The sequence below is a fragment of the Rhodanobacter sp. FDAARGOS 1247 genome, from assembly GCF_016889805.1.
Classification (GTDB): domain Bacteria; phylum Pseudomonadota; class Gammaproteobacteria; order Xanthomonadales; family Rhodanobacteraceae; genus Rhodanobacter.
On record NZ_CP069535.1, the window covers coordinates 2,260,294 to 2,278,625 of the forward strand.

At 67.1% G+C, this 18,332-nt stretch carries 17 protein-coding genes; 4 read left to right on the forward strand and 13 right to left on the reverse strand.

Annotation, left to right across the window (positions count from 1 at the left end):
- Positions 1–34 precede the first annotated feature (34 nt).
- Together I6J77_RS10305 and I6J77_RS10310 are read left to right on the forward strand one after the other, a co-directional pair.
- A complete protein-coding gene (locus tag I6J77_RS10305) occupies positions 35–592 on the forward strand; it encodes a YaeQ family protein (RefSeq protein WP_056718191.1) in 558 nt (185 codons plus the stop codon).
- Positions 593–731: 139 nt separating this feature from the next.
- On the forward strand, positions 732–1,166 hold the full coding sequence (locus I6J77_RS10310) for an FKBP-type peptidyl-prolyl cis-trans isomerase (protein WP_056718192.1): 435 nt from the start codon (positions 732–734) through the stop codon (positions 1,164–1,166).
- Between the two features lie 102 nt (positions 1,167–1,268).
- Here I6J77_RS10310 and I6J77_RS10315 read toward each other — a convergent pair whose 3' ends face one another.
- Together I6J77_RS10315 and I6J77_RS10320 are read right to left on the reverse strand one after the other, a co-directional pair.
- Positions 1,269–2,126: a PA4780 family RIO1-like protein kinase gene (locus I6J77_RS10315; protein WP_056718193.1), complete on the reverse strand. Its 858-nt coding sequence runs from the start codon at positions 2,124–2,126 to the stop codon at positions 1,269–1,271.
- Positions 2,127–2,187: 61 nt separating this feature from the next.
- Positions 2,188–3,183, reverse strand: coding sequence for an LLM class flavin-dependent oxidoreductase (locus tag I6J77_RS10320; RefSeq protein ID WP_204108903.1), 996 nt, complete (start codon positions 3,181–3,183; stop codon positions 2,188–2,190).
- A gap of 122 nt (positions 3,184–3,305) precedes the next feature.
- Here I6J77_RS10320 and I6J77_RS10325 point away from each other — a divergent pair, with 122 nt between their 5' ends.
- Complete coding sequence (locus I6J77_RS10325) at positions 3,306–4,028, forward strand: rRNA pseudouridine synthase (RefSeq protein ID WP_204108904.1); 723 nt, start codon at positions 3,306–3,308, stop codon at positions 4,026–4,028.
- 253 nt (positions 4,029–4,281) lie between these two features.
- Here the strand turns inward: I6J77_RS10325 and I6J77_RS10330 are convergent, their stop codons facing one another.
- The 6 genes from I6J77_RS10330 to I6J77_RS10355 all read right to left on the reverse strand — a co-directional run bounded on the left by I6J77_RS10330 (position 4,282) and on the right by I6J77_RS10355 (position 10,285).
- Positions 4,282–4,995, reverse strand: coding sequence for an ion channel (locus I6J77_RS10330; RefSeq protein ID WP_204108905.1), 714 nt, complete (start codon positions 4,993–4,995; stop codon positions 4,282–4,284).
- A gap of 89 nt (positions 4,996–5,084) precedes the next feature.
- A complete protein-coding gene (locus tag I6J77_RS10335) occupies positions 5,085–7,805 on the reverse strand; it encodes an Ig-like domain-containing protein (protein ID WP_204108906.1) in 2,721 nt (906 codons plus the stop codon).
- Positions 7,806–7,947: 142 nt separating this feature from the next.
- Positions 7,948–8,418 (reverse strand): GNAT family N-acetyltransferase, encoded by a 471-nt coding sequence (locus I6J77_RS10340; RefSeq protein WP_204108907.1) that lies wholly within the window; start codon positions 8,416–8,418, stop codon positions 7,948–7,950.
- Between the two features lie 3 nt (positions 8,419–8,421).
- Positions 8,422–9,180, reverse strand: coding sequence for a dimethylarginine dimethylaminohydrolase family protein (locus I6J77_RS10345; RefSeq protein WP_239308916.1), 759 nt, complete (start codon positions 9,178–9,180; stop codon positions 8,422–8,424).
- A complete protein-coding gene (locus I6J77_RS10350) occupies positions 9,177–9,398 on the reverse strand; it encodes an oxidoreductase-like domain-containing protein (RefSeq protein ID WP_082542748.1) in 222 nt (73 codons plus the stop codon). Before I6J77_RS10350 ends, I6J77_RS10345 begins: the two co-directional genes overlap by 4 nt.
- Before the next feature lie 89 nt (positions 9,399–9,487).
- Positions 9,488–10,285, reverse strand: a complete 798-nt coding sequence (locus I6J77_RS10355) for a class I SAM-dependent methyltransferase (RefSeq protein WP_204108909.1) — start codon at positions 10,283–10,285, stop codon at positions 9,488–9,490.
- 178 nt (positions 10,286–10,463) lie between these two features.
- On the opposite strand from I6J77_RS10355, the gene I6J77_RS10360 reads away from it, so the two are divergent.
- Positions 10,464–13,226, forward strand: coding sequence for a M14 family zinc carboxypeptidase (locus I6J77_RS10360; protein ID WP_204108910.1), 2,763 nt, complete (start codon positions 10,464–10,466; stop codon positions 13,224–13,226).
- Between the two features lie 134 nt (positions 13,227–13,360).
- On the opposite strand, the gene I6J77_RS10365 is transcribed toward I6J77_RS10360, so the two are convergent.
- The 5 genes from I6J77_RS10365 to I6J77_RS10385 all read right to left on the reverse strand — a co-directional run bounded on the left by I6J77_RS10365 (position 13,361) and on the right by I6J77_RS10385 (position 18,215).
- Positions 13,361–14,821: a GGDEF domain-containing protein gene (locus I6J77_RS10365; RefSeq protein ID WP_239308918.1), complete on the reverse strand. Its 1,461-nt coding sequence runs from the start codon at positions 14,819–14,821 to the stop codon at positions 13,361–13,363.
- Positions 14,822–15,187: 366 nt separating this feature from the next.
- Positions 15,188–15,538 carry a hypothetical protein gene (locus I6J77_RS10370; RefSeq protein ID WP_204108911.1) on the reverse strand — a complete coding sequence of 117 codons (351 nt, stop codon included), beginning with the start codon at positions 15,536–15,538 and terminating at the stop codon, positions 15,188–15,190.
- Between the two features lie 150 nt (positions 15,539–15,688).
- The gene (locus I6J77_RS10375) at positions 15,689–16,498 is read right to left on the reverse strand and encodes an SAM-dependent methyltransferase (RefSeq protein ID WP_204108912.1); all 810 of its coding nucleotides are present in this window, start codon (positions 16,496–16,498) and stop codon (positions 15,689–15,691) included.
- Between the two features lie 244 nt (positions 16,499–16,742).
- Positions 16,743–17,339: an RNA 2',3'-cyclic phosphodiesterase gene (gene thpR / locus I6J77_RS10380; protein WP_204108913.1), complete on the reverse strand. Its 597-nt coding sequence runs from the start codon at positions 17,337–17,339 to the stop codon at positions 16,743–16,745.
- Positions 17,340–17,357: 18 nt separating this feature from the next.
- The gene (locus tag I6J77_RS10385; protein WP_204108914.1) at positions 17,358–18,215 is read right to left on the reverse strand and encodes a DUF3014 domain-containing protein; all 858 of its coding nucleotides are present in this window, start codon (positions 18,213–18,215) and stop codon (positions 17,358–17,360) included.
- Positions 18,216–18,332: the final 117 nt, after the last annotated feature.

The window sequence follows — 18,332 nt, forward strand, 5'->3', positions numbered from 1 at the left end:
TACAATGGTCGGCTTGTTGTCTCCAGGTACGCCCATGGCACTGAACTCCACCATCTACAAAGTCGAACTGCAGGTCAGCGACATGGACCGGCATTACTACGCCACCCATGCGTTGACCCTGGCGCGGCATCCGTCGGAAACCGAAGAGCGCCTGATGGTGCGCCTGCTCGCGTTCGCGCTGTATGCCGAGGATCGCCTGGAATTCGGCAAGGGCATCAGCGACGAGGACGAACCGGCGCTGTGGCGCAAGGCGTATACCGACGAGATCGAGCTGTGGATCGAGGTCGGCCAGCCCGACGAGACGCGCATCCGCAAGGCCTGCGGTCGTTCGCGCCAGGTGGTGGTGATCAACTACGGCGGCAACGCGGCGGAGATCTGGTGGAACAAGAACGCCAGTGCGCTGGCCCGCAACAAGAACCTCACCGTGCTGGACATTCCCGTCGCCACGGTGGCCGAACTGGTGGCACTGCTGCAGCGTGGCATGCGCCTGCAGGCGCTGATCCAGGACGGCCAGTTGCAGTTGATGAACGATGCCGATGCGGTGGCCGTCGAGCCGTTCAAGCGCATGGTCGCCGCCGAACTGGTGAGCTGAGCGTCTGCCACAAAGCCGAAAAACGCCGGAATTCCCTCCCCTGCTCGGCAGGGGAGGGCTGGGGTGGGGTCCACGCCGCCACAAAGCTTGCGGACACGTAATACCCTGTCCCTTTCCATCCACCTTCCCGGAGTCACCCATGCGCTGGTTGCTGCCCCTGCTCACCGTGTTCGCCCTCGCCGCCTGCAGTACGCCACCTCCGGCGCACGCCAGCGGCAAGGTCGACAAGCTCACCATCATCGACACCCGGGTCGGCACCGGTGCCGAGGCCAAGCCCGGCATGGACGTGCTGGTGCAGTACACCGGCTGGCTCTACGACGACAGCGCCAAGGACAAGCACGGCGCCAAGTTCGACAGCTCGTACGACCACGGCGCGCCGTTCAACTTCCCGCTGGGCGCTGGCCGCGTGATCGACGGCTGGGACCAGGGCGTGGCCGGCATGAAGGTGGGCGGCAAGCGCACCCTGCTGATTCCCGCCGAGCTCGGCTACGGCGCGCGCGGCGCCGGTGGCGACATCCCGCCGAACGCCTCGCTGGTGTTCGACGTGGAACTGGTCGACGTCAGCACGCACTGACGCGCCCCCACAGGCGTAGGGCGGGCACTGCCCGCCAGCTTTTTGCTTGCGTCATGCGCGGAATGAAGAGCGGCGGGCAGTGCCCGCCCTACGCCGCGAAGCTCAGTCTTCCTGCGCCGCGGCCTCGCGCCCCTGCTGGCGGATGATCGCTTCCTCGCGCGCGTCGATGATCGACTGCATCACGCTGTCCACGTCGGCGATGGTCTCGTCGAACTCGAAGTGGCCGGTGAGTTCGCTGTCCGGGTGCAGTTCACCCAGTTCGTACAGCGCCCACATCTCCTCGCCATAGTGGGTGTCCAGCAGCTCCGGCGCGAAGCGCGACAGGCTGATGCTGATGTTGCCCACGTCGCGCCGCAGCATGGTGCGGGCGTTGTTGTTGCCCGAGGCGCTGACCGCCTGCGGCAGGTCGATGATCACCGGACCGTCCGGTCCCACCAGCACGTTGTATTCGGAAAGGTCGCCGTGGATCAGGCCCACGCACAGCATCCGCGCCACCTGCTGCATCAGGAAGCGGTGGTACTCGCGGGCGGTGTCGGCTGACAGTTCCACCTCGCCCAGCCGCGGCGCCGAGTAGCCCTCCGCGTCGGTGACCAACTCCATCACCAGCACGCCGCTGAAATAACCGTAGGGTTTGGGCACGCGCACGCCGGCGGCGGTGAGCTGGTAGAGCGCGTCGACCTCGGCATTCTTCCAGGCGGCCTCGGCCTCCTTGCGGCCGAATTTGGTGGCCTTGCCCATCGCGCGCATCTGCCGGCTGCCGCGCACCTTGCGGCCTTCCTGGTATTGCACGCGCGCCTGGAAACTGCGCTGCGCCATGTCCTTGTAGACCTTGGCGCAACGGATGTCCTCGCCCGAGCGGACGACGTAGACGGAGGCTTCCTTGCCGCTCTTCAGCGGTCGCAGCACCTGATCGATCACGCCTTCGTCGATCAGGTCCTGCAGGCCCTTGGGGGTTTTCATGCGTGGAAGAGCTTCGCGATGGGAGAACAACGCCCATTATGGCCGATTGGCGCCCCGGGACTCATGCGGCCTGCAGCCGATCGCGCGCCGCGGCCGCCAGCTCGAACGAACGCCGCCGCGCCCCATGCTCGAACACGTTGGCGGTGAGCAGCAGTTCGTCCGGCCGGTGCCGCCCGATGAAGGCGGCGATGCCCCGCTCCACCGTGGCCGCGTCGCCGACCACGGCACAGGCCAGCGCGCGCTCCACCATCAGCTTTTCCGGCGGCGTCCAGTACGCCTCGATGTCGTCGATCGGCGGCGGGATCAGCCCCGGCCGGCCACGACGCAGGTTGATGAAGCTCTGCTGCTGGGTGGTGAACAGCCGGCGCGCCTCGGCATCGCTGTCGGCGGCGACCACGTTGAGGCCCAGCATCGCGTACGGCTGCTGCAGGCGGGCGGAGGGCTGGAAATCGCGCCGGTACAGCGCCAGCGCCTCGTCCATCGCGTCCGGCGCGAAGTGCGAGGCAAACGCGAACGGCAGGCCGAGCTGCGCCGACAGCTTCGCGCTGAACAGGCTGGAGCCGAGCAGCCACACCGGCACCTCGACGCCGGCGCCGGGGACGGCGCGCACCTGCTGTCCGGCCACGGCGGGCTCGAAATAGGCGAGCAGTTCCAGCACATCCTGCGGAAAGTTGTCCGCGCCATCGAAGTAGCGGCGCAAGGCACGCGCGGTGGCCTGGTCCGTGCCCGGCGCACGGCCCAGCCCCAGGTCGATCCGGCCCGGGTGCAGCGAAGCCAGCGTGCCGAACGCCTCGGCCACCTGCAGCGGCGAATGGTTGGGCAGCATGATGCCGCCGGCGCCGACGCGGATGGTCGAGGTGCCCGCCGCCACGTGGCCGATCAGCACCGCCGTCGCGGCGCTGGCGATGCCGGGCATGTTGTGGTGCTCGGCCAGCCAGTAACGGCGATAGCCCAGCTGTTCGCCCAGGCGGGCCAGGTCCAGCGTGTTGCGGAACGCCTGGCTGGCATCGCTGCCTTCGGTCACCGGGGCCAGGTCGAGAATGGAAAACGGGATCATGTCGTGACTCGTGCCAAAACGGATGACTTCGATGTGGGGACATCCGGCGCCGATTGCCAGCCGCCGATTTCCCGCGCCGAAGCCGGCCTACAATGGCCCACCCTCACCCGCTGGCATGCCCGATGACCGAATCCCTCCGCCTGGCCAAGCGCGTCGTCGCGCTGGCGCAATGTTCGCGCCGCGAGGCCGAGCAGTACATCGAGGGCGGCTGGGTGCGGGTCGACGGCATCGTGGTGGAAGAGCCGCAGTTCATGGTCGACACGCAGACCGTCGAGATCGACCCGGCCGCCAAACTGGCGCCGCTGGAGGCAGTCACCCTGGTGCTGCACAAGCCGGCCGGCTACGACGCGGGCGACGGCCCGAACCCGGCCCGCGCGCTGGTCACGCCGGCCACGCGATGGGCCGACGACGCTTCCGGCGTGCGGCCGCTGCAGCGGCACATGCACGGCCTCGGCGCGCCGCTGGCCTTGCCCACCGCTGCCAGCGGCCTGCTGGTGTTCACCCAGGACTGGCGGGTCAGCCGCAAGCTCACCGAGGACATCGACCGGATCGAGCAGGAGTTCGTGGTCGAGGTCAGCGGCACGCTGAAGGAGAACGGCCTGGCCCTGCTCAACCACGGCCTGAGCTTCAACAACTACGCGATGCCGCCGATCAAGGTCAGCTGGCAGAGCGAGCAGCGCCTGCGCTTCGCCTTCAAGCGGATGTCGGCGAGCCGGATCGAGCCGATGTGCCACGCGGTCGGCCTCAAGGTGCTGGCGATGAAGTGCCTGCGGGTGGGGCGCATTCCGCTGTCGAAACTGCCGCCGGGGCAATGGCGCTACCTGGCCCCCGACGATCGCATCTGAGCACCCTGCCCGGAACCGGCAGAACGGCTTAGACTTGCCCATGCGTCACTGCCAACCATCCACATCGCGGAGAGCCACATGAGCAAGGGCATGGATTCAAAGAAGGACGAGAAGAAGAAACCGGCCAAGACCATGAAGGAAAAGAAGGCGGCCAAGCAGGAAAAGAAGAAGAACAGCAAGTAAGCGCCCGCTGCCCCGGCGAACCGCGAGTCACTGCGGTTGCGCCGGGACACCTCGCCCGGCGCACCTGTCGCTACTCGCCCTTGCGCAACAGGGTCAGTCCGATCAGTCGCGACACCACCAGCGCCATGTACATCACCCCCACGAACATCTCCAGGCTGGCCACCGCACGGGCGTGCACGGTGACCGGAATGACGTCGCCGATGCCGGTGCTGGACATCAGGGCAAAGCTCAGGAACAGCAGCTCGGTCCAGCTGCGCGGCGCATCCGGATTCACCGCCGCCGCGAAACAGCCCGGCTGCAGGGTCTGGCACAGCACGAACAGATAGGTGAACGCCCAGACCAGCAGGGTGAACGTGGCGCCGGCCGCGAACAGCTCGTCGCTGGTGGCGCGCCGGTCCGCCAGCATGTAGCGGATCAGGCAGATCGCCGCGTAGAAATAGAACAGCGACTCCAGCGCCGCCCACCAGGGTTTCAGCCCCGGCAGGCCGAGTGTCAGGTCGAGCACGTTGAACAGCACCGCCGGCACCGCGATGGCGGCACTGACCCATGCCCGCCCCGGCGTACGCTGCACCATCGCGATCGCCAGGCACAGCACCAGCACGCCGAACGCGCCGAACAGCGCGCGGGCCGGACGGGTGTGTTCGATGAACGGGTACAGCAGCAGCCCGATCAGCTGCACCAGCAACAGCACCGCCGAAGGGTGCCGCAGGATGCGCACCAGCCAGCGCAGGTGCGCGTAGCGGATCAGCTTGCCGGTGGTCCCGGTTGCGTCGATGTCACTCATCCCTCGTTCCCTGCACGGCGTCGACCCGACGCAGTGTAGCCGCAGCCGCGAGCATGGCGGGAAGCTTGTGCTTCCCGCCATGTGCACACTCACTGTGCCTCGACGCCCACGTCATCCAGCACGAACGAAGTTGCCAGGCTGGCGTCTTCCTTGCCGTAGAAATTGATCTGCACGGTCTGCCCCTTGTACGCATCCAGGCTGATCGTGTGTTGCTGGTAGCCGCTGGCGGCGTTGGTGTTGGAGAAGCTGGCCAGGTTGATGTACTTGCCGGTCGAGGTGATCAGCTGCACCTGCAGCGTGTCGTACGCGGTGCTGCCCGACTCGGCGGTGTCCACGTGCAGGAAGAACTTCAGCGTGGCATGGGCAACGGTGACGGGAATGCTGACCTGCTGGCGCACGTAGTCGGTGTGGCTGCTGCCGTAGCCGTCCAGCCACGCCTTCCAGCTGCCGGCATGCGCGGGCTCGCTGCTGTCACTGGTGATCACGCCGCTGGTTTGCGTCCATCCCGTCGTGCCGCTTTCAAAGCCGCCGTTGGCGATCAGTTGCGCGGGCGTGCTGGTGGCATTGGACACGCTGAAGGCCACGGCCGTGCTGCTGCCGATGTTGCCGGCGGCGTCGTACGCTCTGGCGATCAGCGCATGCGCGCCGTCGCCCAGCGTGGTCGAGTCCAGCGTCGCGCTGTACGGCGAGCTGGCGTCGGTGGCCTTGAGCGTGCCATCTACGTAGAACTCGACCCGTGCCACGCCGATGTTGTCACTGGCGGTGGCATTGAACGTGATGCTGCCACTGCTGCCGCTTTCGGAGGCGTTCACCGTGGGGGCCGTGCTGTCGCCACTGCTGCCGTTGGACACGCTGAAGCTGACCGGACTGCTGCTGCCGACGTTGCCGGCCGCGTCATACGCCCTGGCGATCAGCGCGTGCGTGCCGTCGCCCAGCGTGGTCGAGTCCAGCGTGGCGCTGTACGGCGAGCTGGCGTCGGTGGCCTTGAGCGCGCCGTCCACGTAGAACTCCACCCGCGTCACGCCGACGTTGTCGCTGGCGCTGGCAGTGAAGCTGATGCTGCCGCTGCTGCCGTTCTCGCTGGCGGTCGCGGTCGGCGCCGTGGTGTCGCCGCCACCACCGGAACCCTCGATCACCCATACCGGCGCCGACCACAGCCGCAGGCCGTTGGCCTGGGTGATCCTGGCGTAATAGAAATGCTCGCCCGCCGCCGGCGTGAACGTGGTCGTGGCCGTCTCGGACAGGCTGGTGACGCTGCCATTGCTGCCGGGCACGCCCTCGAACAGCTCCACGTGCTGCGCCGTCTGGCCGGAAGTGCTGGCGTAGTTCACGTCGAGCGTCAGCGGACCGCTGTTGGCGAAGCGCTCGCCCATCACGTGGCCGTTCGCGGTCAGCACGATCTGCGCGGTCTTGTCCTCGGTGGCGAACACGCGCCTGGCGCGCAGCGCGTCGAGGAAGCTGTCCAGGCTCAACGCGGTGCCGGTCGGGATCAGCACGCCGGTGCGGTTGCTGAAGCTGGCGCCCCAGTTGGCGCAGTGGTTGTCCTGGTCCGAACTCGGCGCCACGTGGTAACCGCGTTCGAGGATCGTGTTGAAGGCGATCTCGTAATTGGGCCGCACGGTTTCCGATTCGGTGGTGTTCACCGAGAACGCCGAGCTGTTCAGCACCTCGGCCAGCACCATCACCTGGTCACCGTCGGCGGTATAGCCGAAGTCGGTGCCGCCGACCTTGAACTGACCGCTCTGCGCGGGATGGTTGAACTGGCCGATCCAGCCCTTGCCGCGCATCAGCGTGTACAGCGAGCCGTAGTCGCCCTTGGCGATCTCGTAGTCGCCGATCAGCTGGCCGGCGCTGTTCTTCTCCCACTCGATCAGGCCGTCGGCGTTGAAGATGTTCATGTGGCCGCCGTTGCTGATCACGCCCCATTCCTGGCCGTAGATCGCCAGGAAGTTCGGGTGCGCGGCACGGAACGCGGCGGCGGCCTGCAGGCCCGAGGCGAACAGGTTGTGCGCGGTGGCCGGGTTGGCCGACGTGTTGGTGCCGGTGGAGCCGTCGTACATGTGGTTGTGCTCGGACGTCATCAGCATGTCCAGGCCGCGACCCATCGCGTACTGGTAGGCATCGGTCGGGCCGTAGGCACTGCTCTGCGGATTCTGCTCGCCGTGGCAGGTGGCCAGCGCGCCGCCACCGTCGCTGTGGTTGGTCTGGCTGTGCAAATCGCCGTACCAGACCGTGTAGGGCAGCCCGCCGGTGCTGGCCGCGAAGCTCTGCGGAGCAGCATGCTGCGCCAGCGCGGTGAAGTGCGGCATGACCGCCGCTGGCACATGGCCGATCTGGATTTCCTGGCGTTGCTCGGTGATCGCCTCGGGCGCGAGGCGTTCTGCCAGCGTCAGCGCACGACTGGCCAGGCCGCTGCCGATGCGGCGCGCGTTGTCATCGTCCAGCGCGATCGCGCGCAGACGCAGGCTGTAGTAGCCGGCGGGCAGCGGCTGGTGGCGCGCATCGAGGCCGTCCCAGTGGATGCTGGCCTGCGCCTGGCGCGTGTGCAGCACGGAGCCGCCATTCCATTCGCGCAGCGACTGGCCATCGTGATCGAGCAGCGCGACCTGCCACGCCACCGGCGTGCCCGGGTTGGCCCCGGGGTATTCGAAGTGCATCACGATGTCCCGCCCTGCCGTCGCCTGGAACGGCACCTGCAGTGCGGCGTCGAATTCCTGGTGATCCGGCAGCAGCGGAGCGGCCAGCGTCGGCCAACAGGCCACGCATCCCGCGAGCACCAGGCTGCGGACGATTTTGTTGTTCCACGACATTGATAAATCCCTACGCGTTGGCAAGGATTCCCCCGGCGCGTTTTATATGCGACCGGCGCTTGCCGCGGTATGACCAAAATTCGTAGTTGCGGTGACGTTCAACGCAAGAACTCGCGGATCGCCGCGGGTCAGGGTGCCGGCTTCACGGCCGATCCAGATGCATCGGCTGGGTCACCAGGCCGTTGTCGCTGATCTTCAGCGGCCCGCTGCAGACGAAACCCAGATGCCGGTAGACCGGCACCGCCATCGCCGAGGAATTCAGCGTGAAGTGGCGCGTGCCGGCACGGCGGAACGCATCGTCCATCGCGCGTTGCCACAGTCGGCGGGCGATGCCGTGGCCGTGCAGGCGCGTGCTGACGAAGAACTGGAACAGGTGCGATTCGTCGCGCATCGCCGCCACGCCGGCCAGGCGTCCGTCGTCCTGCCACGCCAGCTGGAAGCGCTGGCCGGCCAGGATCTTGCGCCGGATCACCCGGGCGCCCATGCCGTAGAGCAGCGACGCTGCCGCGCTGGCCGGTTGCTCCGGCAGGATCCAGCGCCGGGTCACCCGCCGCGCCAGTACGCCGATCGCGCGGGCGTCCTGCGGGCGGGCCAGGCGGTAACGGATGAGCACGGTTCAGTCCGTGGCGCGAAAGATCAGGCTGCAGCAGGTCACCGCGCCTTCGGCCTTCTGCAATTCGGAGACGTCAACGGCAGTCACGGCGAAACCTGCATCAAGCAGGCGTTGCCGCGTGCGCGGAAAGCTGGCCGGCATCAGCAAGGCATCGCCGATGCGCACCACGTTCGCCGCATGCGGCTCGGCCGGGTCGACTTCGATCACCCGGAAACCGGCGAAGCGTGCGCGGTCCACCCAGGCCGGCTGCAACAGCACGGTGTGGTCGTCGAGCTGGGTCACCGCCGATTTCAGATGCAGGCAGCCGTGCGTGGGCACGGCTTCGACGGCGTAGCCGTGTCCGGCCAGCAGTTCGCGCAGCTGCGCGATGCCTGCGGCATTGCTGCGCGCCGACTCGCCGACGTGCAGCGTGCGGCCCAGTCGCAGCACGTCGCCGCCGTCGATGGTGCCCGGCGCCTCGATCGCCAGCAGCGGTCGCCACTCGGCCAGCGCCGCGGCGATGCTGGCCACCTCGTCGCGTCTGGACGCGGCGCCGGGGCGGGTCAGCACGGCCACCTCGTCCAGCACGATCGCGGTGTCCTCGACGAACACCGAGTCGGGCAAATCGACTTCGGCCGGCAGCGCGATCACCCGGCAGCCCAGCGTTTCCAGCGCGCGCTGGTAGGCGTGATGCTGCGCGCTGGCCTGAGCCACGTCGATCGCGGCGCGTTCGACGAACGACAGCTCGCAATCGCCGAGTGCCGGGCTGACCTCACGCGTCATGGCGATCCACATGGTTCGATGCCCCTTGCTTGTCCCGGATGGCGCGCATGCCATGCCGCCAGCGCGCGCTCGTAACGCTCCAGCGCCTCGTCGTACACGTCGTACACGCAGCGCACGCAACCCTCGCCGCAACAATCGGCGGCATCGGGCTCGGGCGGACGCACCGGTGGCGGATCGTGCGGATCGGCCACCGGTGCGACGGGTTCATCGGAATTCACGGCGCTCCTGCGGGCATCGGCGAATGGGCGTGTCGCCCTGATGGTGCCGCCAGACACCGCCGCAACTCAAGCAGGTCGCGTTGCGCCAATCACTTCGCGGGTTTGCGGAAGCGGAAGATGAACTGGTCGGTGTGGCCGCGTATCGACTTGTCGAACACCTTGATGTCGTGCGGATCGGCGGCGTTGTGCAGCGCCTTGCTTTCGCCGTCGAAGACGAAGCCGGCTGCCTCCACTTCCTGCTTCACCGAGGCCGGGTCGATCCGGTGCAAGGTGTTCGTATCGGCGAGTCCCGAACCGGCCGGAGCGACGTGGTCGATGATCACGAACAGGCCGCCGGGCTTGAGCGCATCGAACACCTGACGATTGAAGGCCGCGATGTCCATCGGCCCCATGAACGGATCATGGAAGTCGTGGTAGTTCTGCGCGGTGAACACCAGGTCCACCGGCGCCGGCGCCTGCAACTTCGCCGCCGGCTGCTGCAGGATGCCCACGTTGGCGTAGTGCGGCGTGGCCGTCAGCTTCTGCCAGTTGGCCAGGCTTTCGGTGTCGAACTTGCCCATCTCGTTCGGCCACACCGTGTAGACGTGACCCTGCGGCCCCACCACGGCGCTGAACACGCGGGTCCAGTAGCCGCTGCCGGGGACCAGTTCCAGCACGCTCTGGCCCGGCCTGACCTGGGCGAACAGCATCACCTGTTCGATCTTGCGGCGGGTGTCGTCGCCCTTGTCGGCGGCGCGGGCGGGGTCGTTCAAGGCCTTCTCTACAGCGGCCTTCTCGACACCGGTCTTCCCGGCCTTTTGCGAGGCCGTGTGCGGGTTTGGCGCGTGGGCCGAAACGGCAAGGGGAACTGCGAGGCAAAACAGGGCTGCAAGCACGGTCGGTCGCATGGCGCTGCTCCATGGCAAGAGGTCTGCCGATTGTGCACCCGAATCGCGCCGCGAACCCGTGCCGACCGGCACGGTGCATGCGGGCCGAATCCCTACCTGACTGATGGCCTATCCGCAGTCCGGCGCGCTCTGGCAAAGTGGGGAAATCGGCCGGCCACGGCCACGGGGGAAGCTGATCATGCGTACGACCATCCGGTTCTCATGCGGCGTGCTGTTCTCGATCGGTGTGTTCGCCGCCCAGGCCGCCAGCACCGTCGTGGCCAACGACTACGCCCGCGCGCCGGGTCAGCCGGTCGACCAGGCCTATACCGATCAGATCCTGAAATTCACCACCGACCCGTCGTTCAACACGCCGCTGACCAGCTACCTGCCCGCCTCCGCCAGCGTCCCCACGCCGGAGAAGGTGCTGGGCCATGTCGCCGGCGCGCCGAACTACCTGCCGTACAGCGCCGACGTCCATCGCTACTTCCGGGCGCTGGCCGCCGCCAGTCCGCGGGTCAAGGTGTTCACCATCGGCAAGAGCGAGGAAGGCCGCGAGATGATCGCGGTGGCGATCGCCGACGAGAGCCTGCTGGCCGGGCTGGACGCGAACCGGGCGCGGCTGGCCCAGCTGGCCGACCCGCGCACGATAGCCATGGACGATGCGAAGGCCGACCAGCTGGTCGCCCAGTCCACCCCGGTCTACTACATCACCGGCGCCATCCACTCCACCGAGACAGGCTCGCCCACCGCGTTGATGGAACTGGCCTACCGCCTGGCGGTGGACGAGGCGCCGTACATCCGCCACATCCGCTCGCACGTGATCACCCTGATCACGCCGGTGGTCGAGGTGGATGGCCGCGACCGCATGGTCGACCTGTACAACTGGCACCTGGCCCACCCCGGCCAGAACTACCCGCGACTGATGTACTGGGGCCACTACGTGGCGCACGACAACAACCGCGATGCGATGGGCATGTCGCTGGCGCTCACCCGCAACGTGGCCGACACCTTCGTGGGCTGGCATGCCCAGGTGCTGCACGACCTGCATGAATCCGTGCCGTTCCTGTACGACAACACGGTGGGCGACGGCCCGTACAACGCGTGGATCGACCCGATCCTCACCGGTGAATGGCAGCAGCTGGGCTGGGACAACGTGCAGCAGATGACCCGGCTGGGCATGCCCGGCGTGTTCACCCACGGCGACTTCGACACCTGGAGCCCGGGCTACCTGATGTTCATCGCGGCCATGCACAACGGCATCAGCCGGCTCTACGAAACCTTCGGCAACGGCGGCGCCGACACCGTGCAGCGTATCCTTGAACCGTCCGAGTACGAGCGCACCTGGTACCGGCCCAACCCGCCGCTGCCCACCGTGCTGTGGTCGCAGCGCAACAACAACAATTACCAGCAGACCGGCCTGCTCACCGCGCTGAACTATTTCGCCGGCAACGGCCAGCAGTTCCTGAAGAACTTCTACCTGAAGGCCAAACGCTCGATCGAGAAGCCGCAGCAGGCCGGGCCCGCCGCCTACGTGTTCAGCGCCAGCGATCCGCGCGCCGGCTCGCGCGCCCAGTTGCTGCGCGTGCTGCAGCGCCAGCATGTGGAGATCAGCCGCACCAGCGCGCCGGTCACCGTGAGCCTGCCCGCCCCGGCCGACAAGCCAAAGAAGCCGGCCACGCAGACATTCCCCGCCGGCAGCTACGTGGTGCGCATGGACCAGCCCTACTCGCGCATCGCCGACACCTTGCTGGATCGCCAGTACTGGTCGCCGAAAGACCCCCAGCAGCATCCCTACGACGACACCGGCTGGTCGATGGGCGATTTGTTCGACGTGCAGGTGGCGCGGATCACCGACCCGGCGATCCTGCAGGCGCCGATGAGCCTGGTCGGCCAGCCGGTCGACGTGCCGACGGGCCTGGCCGCGATCGACCTGCCCAACGGAAAGCTGCCCCGCATCGCGCTGATGCACACCTGGCTGGGCACCCAGACCGAAGGCTGGTGGCGCATCGCGCTGGATAACCTCCAGGTGCCGTACGACTACATCAGCACCCAGGATGTGGCGAGGATCGGCGACCTGCACGCGAAGTACGACGTGATCCTGTTCGCCCCGATCGGCGACGCCAGCGCGCGGGAAATCGTCGACGGCATGCCGATGTGGGGCAACCCGCTGCCGTGGAAGACCACGGCGCTGACGCCGAACCTGGGTCGCATCGATGCCACCGACGACACCCGTCCCGGTCTGGGCAACACGGGTCTGGCCAGCCTCAAGCGCTTCGTGCGCGACGGCGGGCTGCTGGTCGCCGCCGAGGACACTGCGAAGTTCGCCATCGACACCGGCATGGCGCCGGGCGTGTCGATCGTTCCCACCAGCCGGCTGAAGGTCGTCGGCAGCGTGCTGCAGGCGAAGTTCGTCGACCAGCACAGTCCGATCGCCGCCAGCTACACGCGCGACGACCTGGCCCTGTACAGTGCGGCCGGGCAGTCGTTCAGCGTATCCAGCCTGCTTACCGGCGACCGCGGCCTGCCCAGCGCGAAGAACTTCCAGCGCCCGACCGGACGGGGCGGCCCGCACGACACCGACACGCCGGAAGGCCGCGCCGCGACCGCCGCGCCGGCGCTGCCCGACGTCAAACCATGGCAGCCGATGCCGTTGAACGCCGAGCAGATGCGCAACAACCCGTGGGTGATCCCGCCCGACCAGCGACCGCAGGTGATCCTGCGCTACGCCGCGGCGAAGGACCTCTTGATCGCCGGCCTGCTCGATGGTGGCGACGAGATCGCCGAACGCGCCGCCGTGGTCGACGCCCGCTACGGCAAGGGCCACGTGCTGCTGTTCGCCAGCAACCCGATCTGGCGCGGCGAAACCATCGGCAGCTACCCGCTGGTGTTCAACGCCATCCTCCATTTCAACCGGCTGGATGCGCCGAAGGCGAAGGCGCAAGACACGGCGTCACCATGAGCGACCCCGACCAACCCCAGGCGTAGGGCGGGCACTGCCCGCGCTTCTGCACAATGTGACGGAAAGCCGACGGACGGTGTCCGCCCTACGAGGGCGTGCCGAAGCGCATCGCGCACCGGGTGCGCCAGATCGGCTTACGCGTTTTCGACCGCCACGCCGGCGACACGCTCGCGTGGCTGCGCGTCATCGCAGACGCGAACGCGGTTGCGGCCCTCGCGCTTGGCGCGGTACAGGCCGTCGTCCGCATCGATCAGCAGCTTCCTGAGGTCGTAACCCGAACGCTCGATGGTGGCCACGCCGAAGCTGGCCGACACCGCCACCGCCAGCGAATCGTCGCTGCCGGCCGCGTCGGCGATCGCCGCACGGATCTGTTCGGCGCGGCCCAGGGCCTGTTCCAGCGTGCATTCGGGCAACACGATGCCGAACTCCTCGCCACCGAGCCGACCGAAGATGTCGGTGGAGCGCAGGTGTTTCTGGCACGCCGCCACGGCGCGTTTCAGCACGCGATCGCCCACCGCATGCCCGTGCGTGTCGTTGACCACCTTGAAGTGGTCAAGATCGATCAGCACCAGGCAGGCCTGCCGCGACGACTTGCGGCAATACTGCAACTGCAGTTCGGCCGAACTGACGAAATGCTGCCGGTTGAAGATCCCGGTAAGCCCGTCGCGCCGCGCCAGCTTCATGAAGCGCAGTTGCGAGCGCTTGATGCGGTAGGTCCAGAACGCGATGAAGCCGAGCACGGTCAGCAGCAGGATGATGTACAGCCGGTTGGTTTCCGACGCGCTGCGATCGAGCGACTGCTGCAACTGGAGGATCCGGTTCTGCTTGTTCAGCGTGTCGATCTGCAGCTTCTTCGCCGCCACCTGCTGCTGCACGGTCTGGAACGCCAGCGCCTTCGCGCTGAGCTCGTCCAGATAGCCCTTGTCCGCGATCATGTATTTTTCGTGATACGCCAGCGCAGAGGCCACGTCACCTTGCTGCTTGGCGCCCAGATACAGGATCCGATACGCCGTGCTGATGGATTCGGCGTAATGGTTGTGCGTGCCGTGCGTGATCGCCGCCAGCGCCGACTCCCGCGCCAGCTGCAGTTGCCCGGTTTCGTAGTAAGCGGCAGCCAGCAAGGCGTTGAACTGGGCCAGCTGGGGAGCGTAGCCGTCGCGTTCCGCCGCCGGGTAGTTCTTCCGCAGCAGGGCGATCGCCTGCTCCGGATGCCCGCGACTGACATCCAGCTTGGCCGCGAAATAGCGAATGCCATTGGCGTAGAGGCTGTTGCCCTCCTTGATGCAGACCTCGATGCCCTGCGCCATCAACGATTCGATGCCCTCCCACTGGCCACTGCCGAACAGAGCCGCGATGCGGGCATGGTCGTCCACGCACGTATAGCCGTCGCTCGCCAGTCCCCGCTTGAAAATTTCTCCAGCATAATAGGACGCCAGCTCATACTGGCCAGCGTCCGCGTACAGGGATGAGGCCACCACGAAGCCATGTTCCCGCATGCGTGGAGTGATACCCACGCCATCCTGCAGGGAAATGACCAACTGGCTCAGCTGGTAGAAGGCTTCTTCGAAACGGGACTGTTCCGACAGCGAGTTCACCCGGAATATCGAAGCCTTGAGACGAAGATTTTCATCCCGCGACTCGTCCATGATGCCGTCAATCAGTGCATCCGCCTTTTGGTAATCGCCACCAAAAGCAGACTGCCACGCCTGCAGGTAACGCAGATGCTGCCGCTGTTCCGGCGCCAACTGATCAGCTACTTGGCCGAGTCGATACAACAGGGCCACGCACTCCTCGGAAAGCGAGGTCGCACAAACCTGTGTTTCAGCCCGTTCCAACATTGCGGTGCCGTCGCCACTGTTGCCAGCAGATGCGGGTGCACCAGCCACGCTGACAAACGACACAACGCTGCCGATCATGCTGACCAGCACTCCCCGACACCAAGCGCTGCGGCAAGACATCTGCTAGACCCGTTGCGATCCACGCCGATGCACAGGCTTGTCGGCACTGTCGCCAGACTCGAAGACATCCTTGACCTCTTCAGTCTCCTCAGTCTCTTCCGGAGGTGGTGGAGGTGTCGCCGGTTGCATGGGGCTGGGACCAGTACCTGGTGGGCCCGGCGGTGCAAGCAAAAGGCATTCCGGCGCCGCACCCAACAACGTCCCTAGTCGTTGTGCATCCCTGGCAAGCATTGCCAACTGCAGCTCAGGCGCCATATCGCTGGCGGACAAGGACGCAGCAAACTCCTCCGCCGAGGCCTGCGACAACTGCGCATCGCTGCCCACCCTTTCCATGAAATCGATAACGTCCAACATGATCTGCTTCCCCCTGATAATCCAGTAATCTGTGCACGCATGCATCGTTGCCATTGGCAGCAATGCGACGCCTCAAATTATTCTTGAATCCCCAATGTGACATCTTAGCGCGGTAATTGCCCGCGATGCGAGCAGATGGCATCGGCCCTGTCAGGACGGTGTGGCAACCACACGATCCAGTGCATCCAGCCGCGCCAGGATCTCGGGATCGGCCTGCATCGGACGTGCCGGCGGAATCACCACCGTTTCGGCCATGCCGATGGCGGCCCGGGGCAAGGCGCCCAGCGTGGTCCGCTCCATCCGCGGCCGGTCGATCGGCAGGGTCGCCGCGCGGTAGATGATCACTTCATGGGTCAGCGGGTAATCACGCACCAGCACGTCCACCAATACCTGGCGATAGGCGGCGTTGGTCGAGAAGCGCGCCATCGACTGGTCGCCCACCACGCCTACCTGCCACAGGATCAGGTAGGCGGTGGGGTCGATGCGGCGCTGGTAGAACAGCAGCTGGCTGGCTTCGTAGTGCTGGCAGCCATACGCACCCGGGTCGATGCCCAGATCGGCGTACAGGCAGTCCTCGGCGGACACGCCCGGCTCCATGTGCGCGCGGTAACCTTCGTCGCGGGCCAGTTCGATTGCCTTGTGCGGCACCCAGGCGAACACGCCGGGATGGCCGTAGAACACCCCGCAGACCCGCTTGCCCGCGCGCACTTCGACCAGCATGGCCTCGACCATCTGCCAGTAGGTGTTCATGCGCGAGCTGCCTTCCTGGTAGAACGTCTGCAGGCTGCGCACGTCGGCATGCATGCGCCGCAGCCACAACTCCACGATGCCATCGGACAGCGCGAAGAACACCACGTCGGCCTGTTCGATATGGCTGCGCGCCAGCGGCCCCAGGTGCGAACCCAGGGTCATGCCCAGACCGACGCAGACCAGGCTTCCGGTCGAAGGCGTTGCTTGCATCTTGTTGCTCGCTTGAGATGGATCGGTCCGTTGTACCCGAATCCCGCGTCGACGGAAACGCCTCCCCCCCGGCGACCTGATCAGGTCCGACGGCAACGGCGGCCCTGTGGTCGAGAACCCGCCGCGATCGCCGCGCGCGAAGCTGGCCTGCTCACGCCCGCAACAACGACGAGGACAAAACGGCCGTCCATCCGGATACCGCACCCGCTGCGACGACGCCACTACAGCGATATCACCGGGCGCGCTAACGCAGCGACCAGTCCGCCAGCACCTGATAGTCCTGCTGGCCCATGACGCTGTGGATCAGCCCGACCCGGGTGACCGGCCAGACCAACGACTCGACCAGTGCCGTTTCCGGCAGCATGCCCTGGCCATAGGCGAGCGTGACGTGCGGCGTGAAGCTGCGCTCGACGTGCCGCCCCTGCCCGGCCAGGACGAGGGCGTGGCGCAAGTCCTGCCACAACTGCTGCAACGGCTCGGGCACGTGGATGCTGCGCAGGACGCAGGGCGGCTGCCGGCCGCGGAAGCTGGTGGCGTGATCGAGCGCCCATTCGAACGCGGGCACGCCGACGAGCCGGCCTGCCGCCGCCATGGCGGCATCGACCAGGTCCTGCCGCAGCATCGGGTGGTCGCCCAGGAAATGCAGCGTGGCGTGGTAGCGCGCCGGATTCACCCAGCGTGCGCGCAGGCCGGGATGGTCGGCCTTGAGGGATGCCGCGACCTGCGCCAGGCGCGTGCGGGTCGCGGCGTCCGGCAGCAGCGCCAGGAACAGCCGGTGGACTTCGGCAGGACGCGCATCGACAGCACCAAGCAGGTCGAGCTGCGGATGATCAGCGGGCACGGGAGCGACCGGGCATGGTCATGGTTGCCTTCCGCCGACCGCCGCCGGCGTGGCCGGCAAATGCTGCCCGATCAGCCCGGCGCGGATCGCACGCAGTTTCGCCTTGATCCTGGCCTCGTTGGCGGAGCCGACGCGCAGCAGCAGCTTCTGTCCGGTCGAGAGCGACTCCAGTGCGGGATCGGCATGGACGTAGAACGTCTTCGAGCGCACCACCGCGGGCGGTTGGGCCGGTTCCGGCGCCGCCAGCAGGTCGTCGATCACCACGATCAGGCGATCGTTGAAATAGCCCTTCGGATAGCCCAGCTGCCGGTAGGCCTGCTGGAACAGCGGATAGGCATGCACGTACCAGGCCACCAGCGCCTGCGGGTCGGTCGCGTCCACGACCTGCATGTAGGGCGCGTAGCGGGCGCTGTTGCCGGCGCCGATCACCGTCGCGCCGTCGACCTCGTCGACCGCAAACGCGCCTTTGGGCACATGCACCGGCAGCGTGAACGTACCCAGCCCGTCGTGCCGGGGCAGCGCGTCGATGGTGGTCACGATGCGGGTGATCAGTTGCTGGCTCACCAGCAGCGACGACAGGTCGCTGCCGCCGGCCAGTGCAGCCAGTGCCGAAGCCACGCCGGCATCGCTGTCATCCAGTGCGGGCAGCGCGGCGGTCGAGGCGGCTGCCGGACCGGCCTGTGCCTGTTCGATCGGATGCTGGATCGGCGTGCTGGCCGGAGCAGTTCCGGCCGACGCCGAAGCGGCCGGCGTGGTCGGTTCCGGTGCGCCCGGGTGCATGGCCTTGCGCGCCATATAGATGCCTCCCGCCACGATGGCCAGGACCACGACCACCGCCCCGATCCAGCTGCCTGTCGATGCTTGTTGCTTGCCCACGATCTCTCCCGTCGTACCGTCGTATATCCCGGTTGGACTTGCATGCGCGCCATTCGTTCATCGCGCTCGTCCGAACCTGCGAGGGCACACCGTACAGGCATGCGGATGGGGCGACCG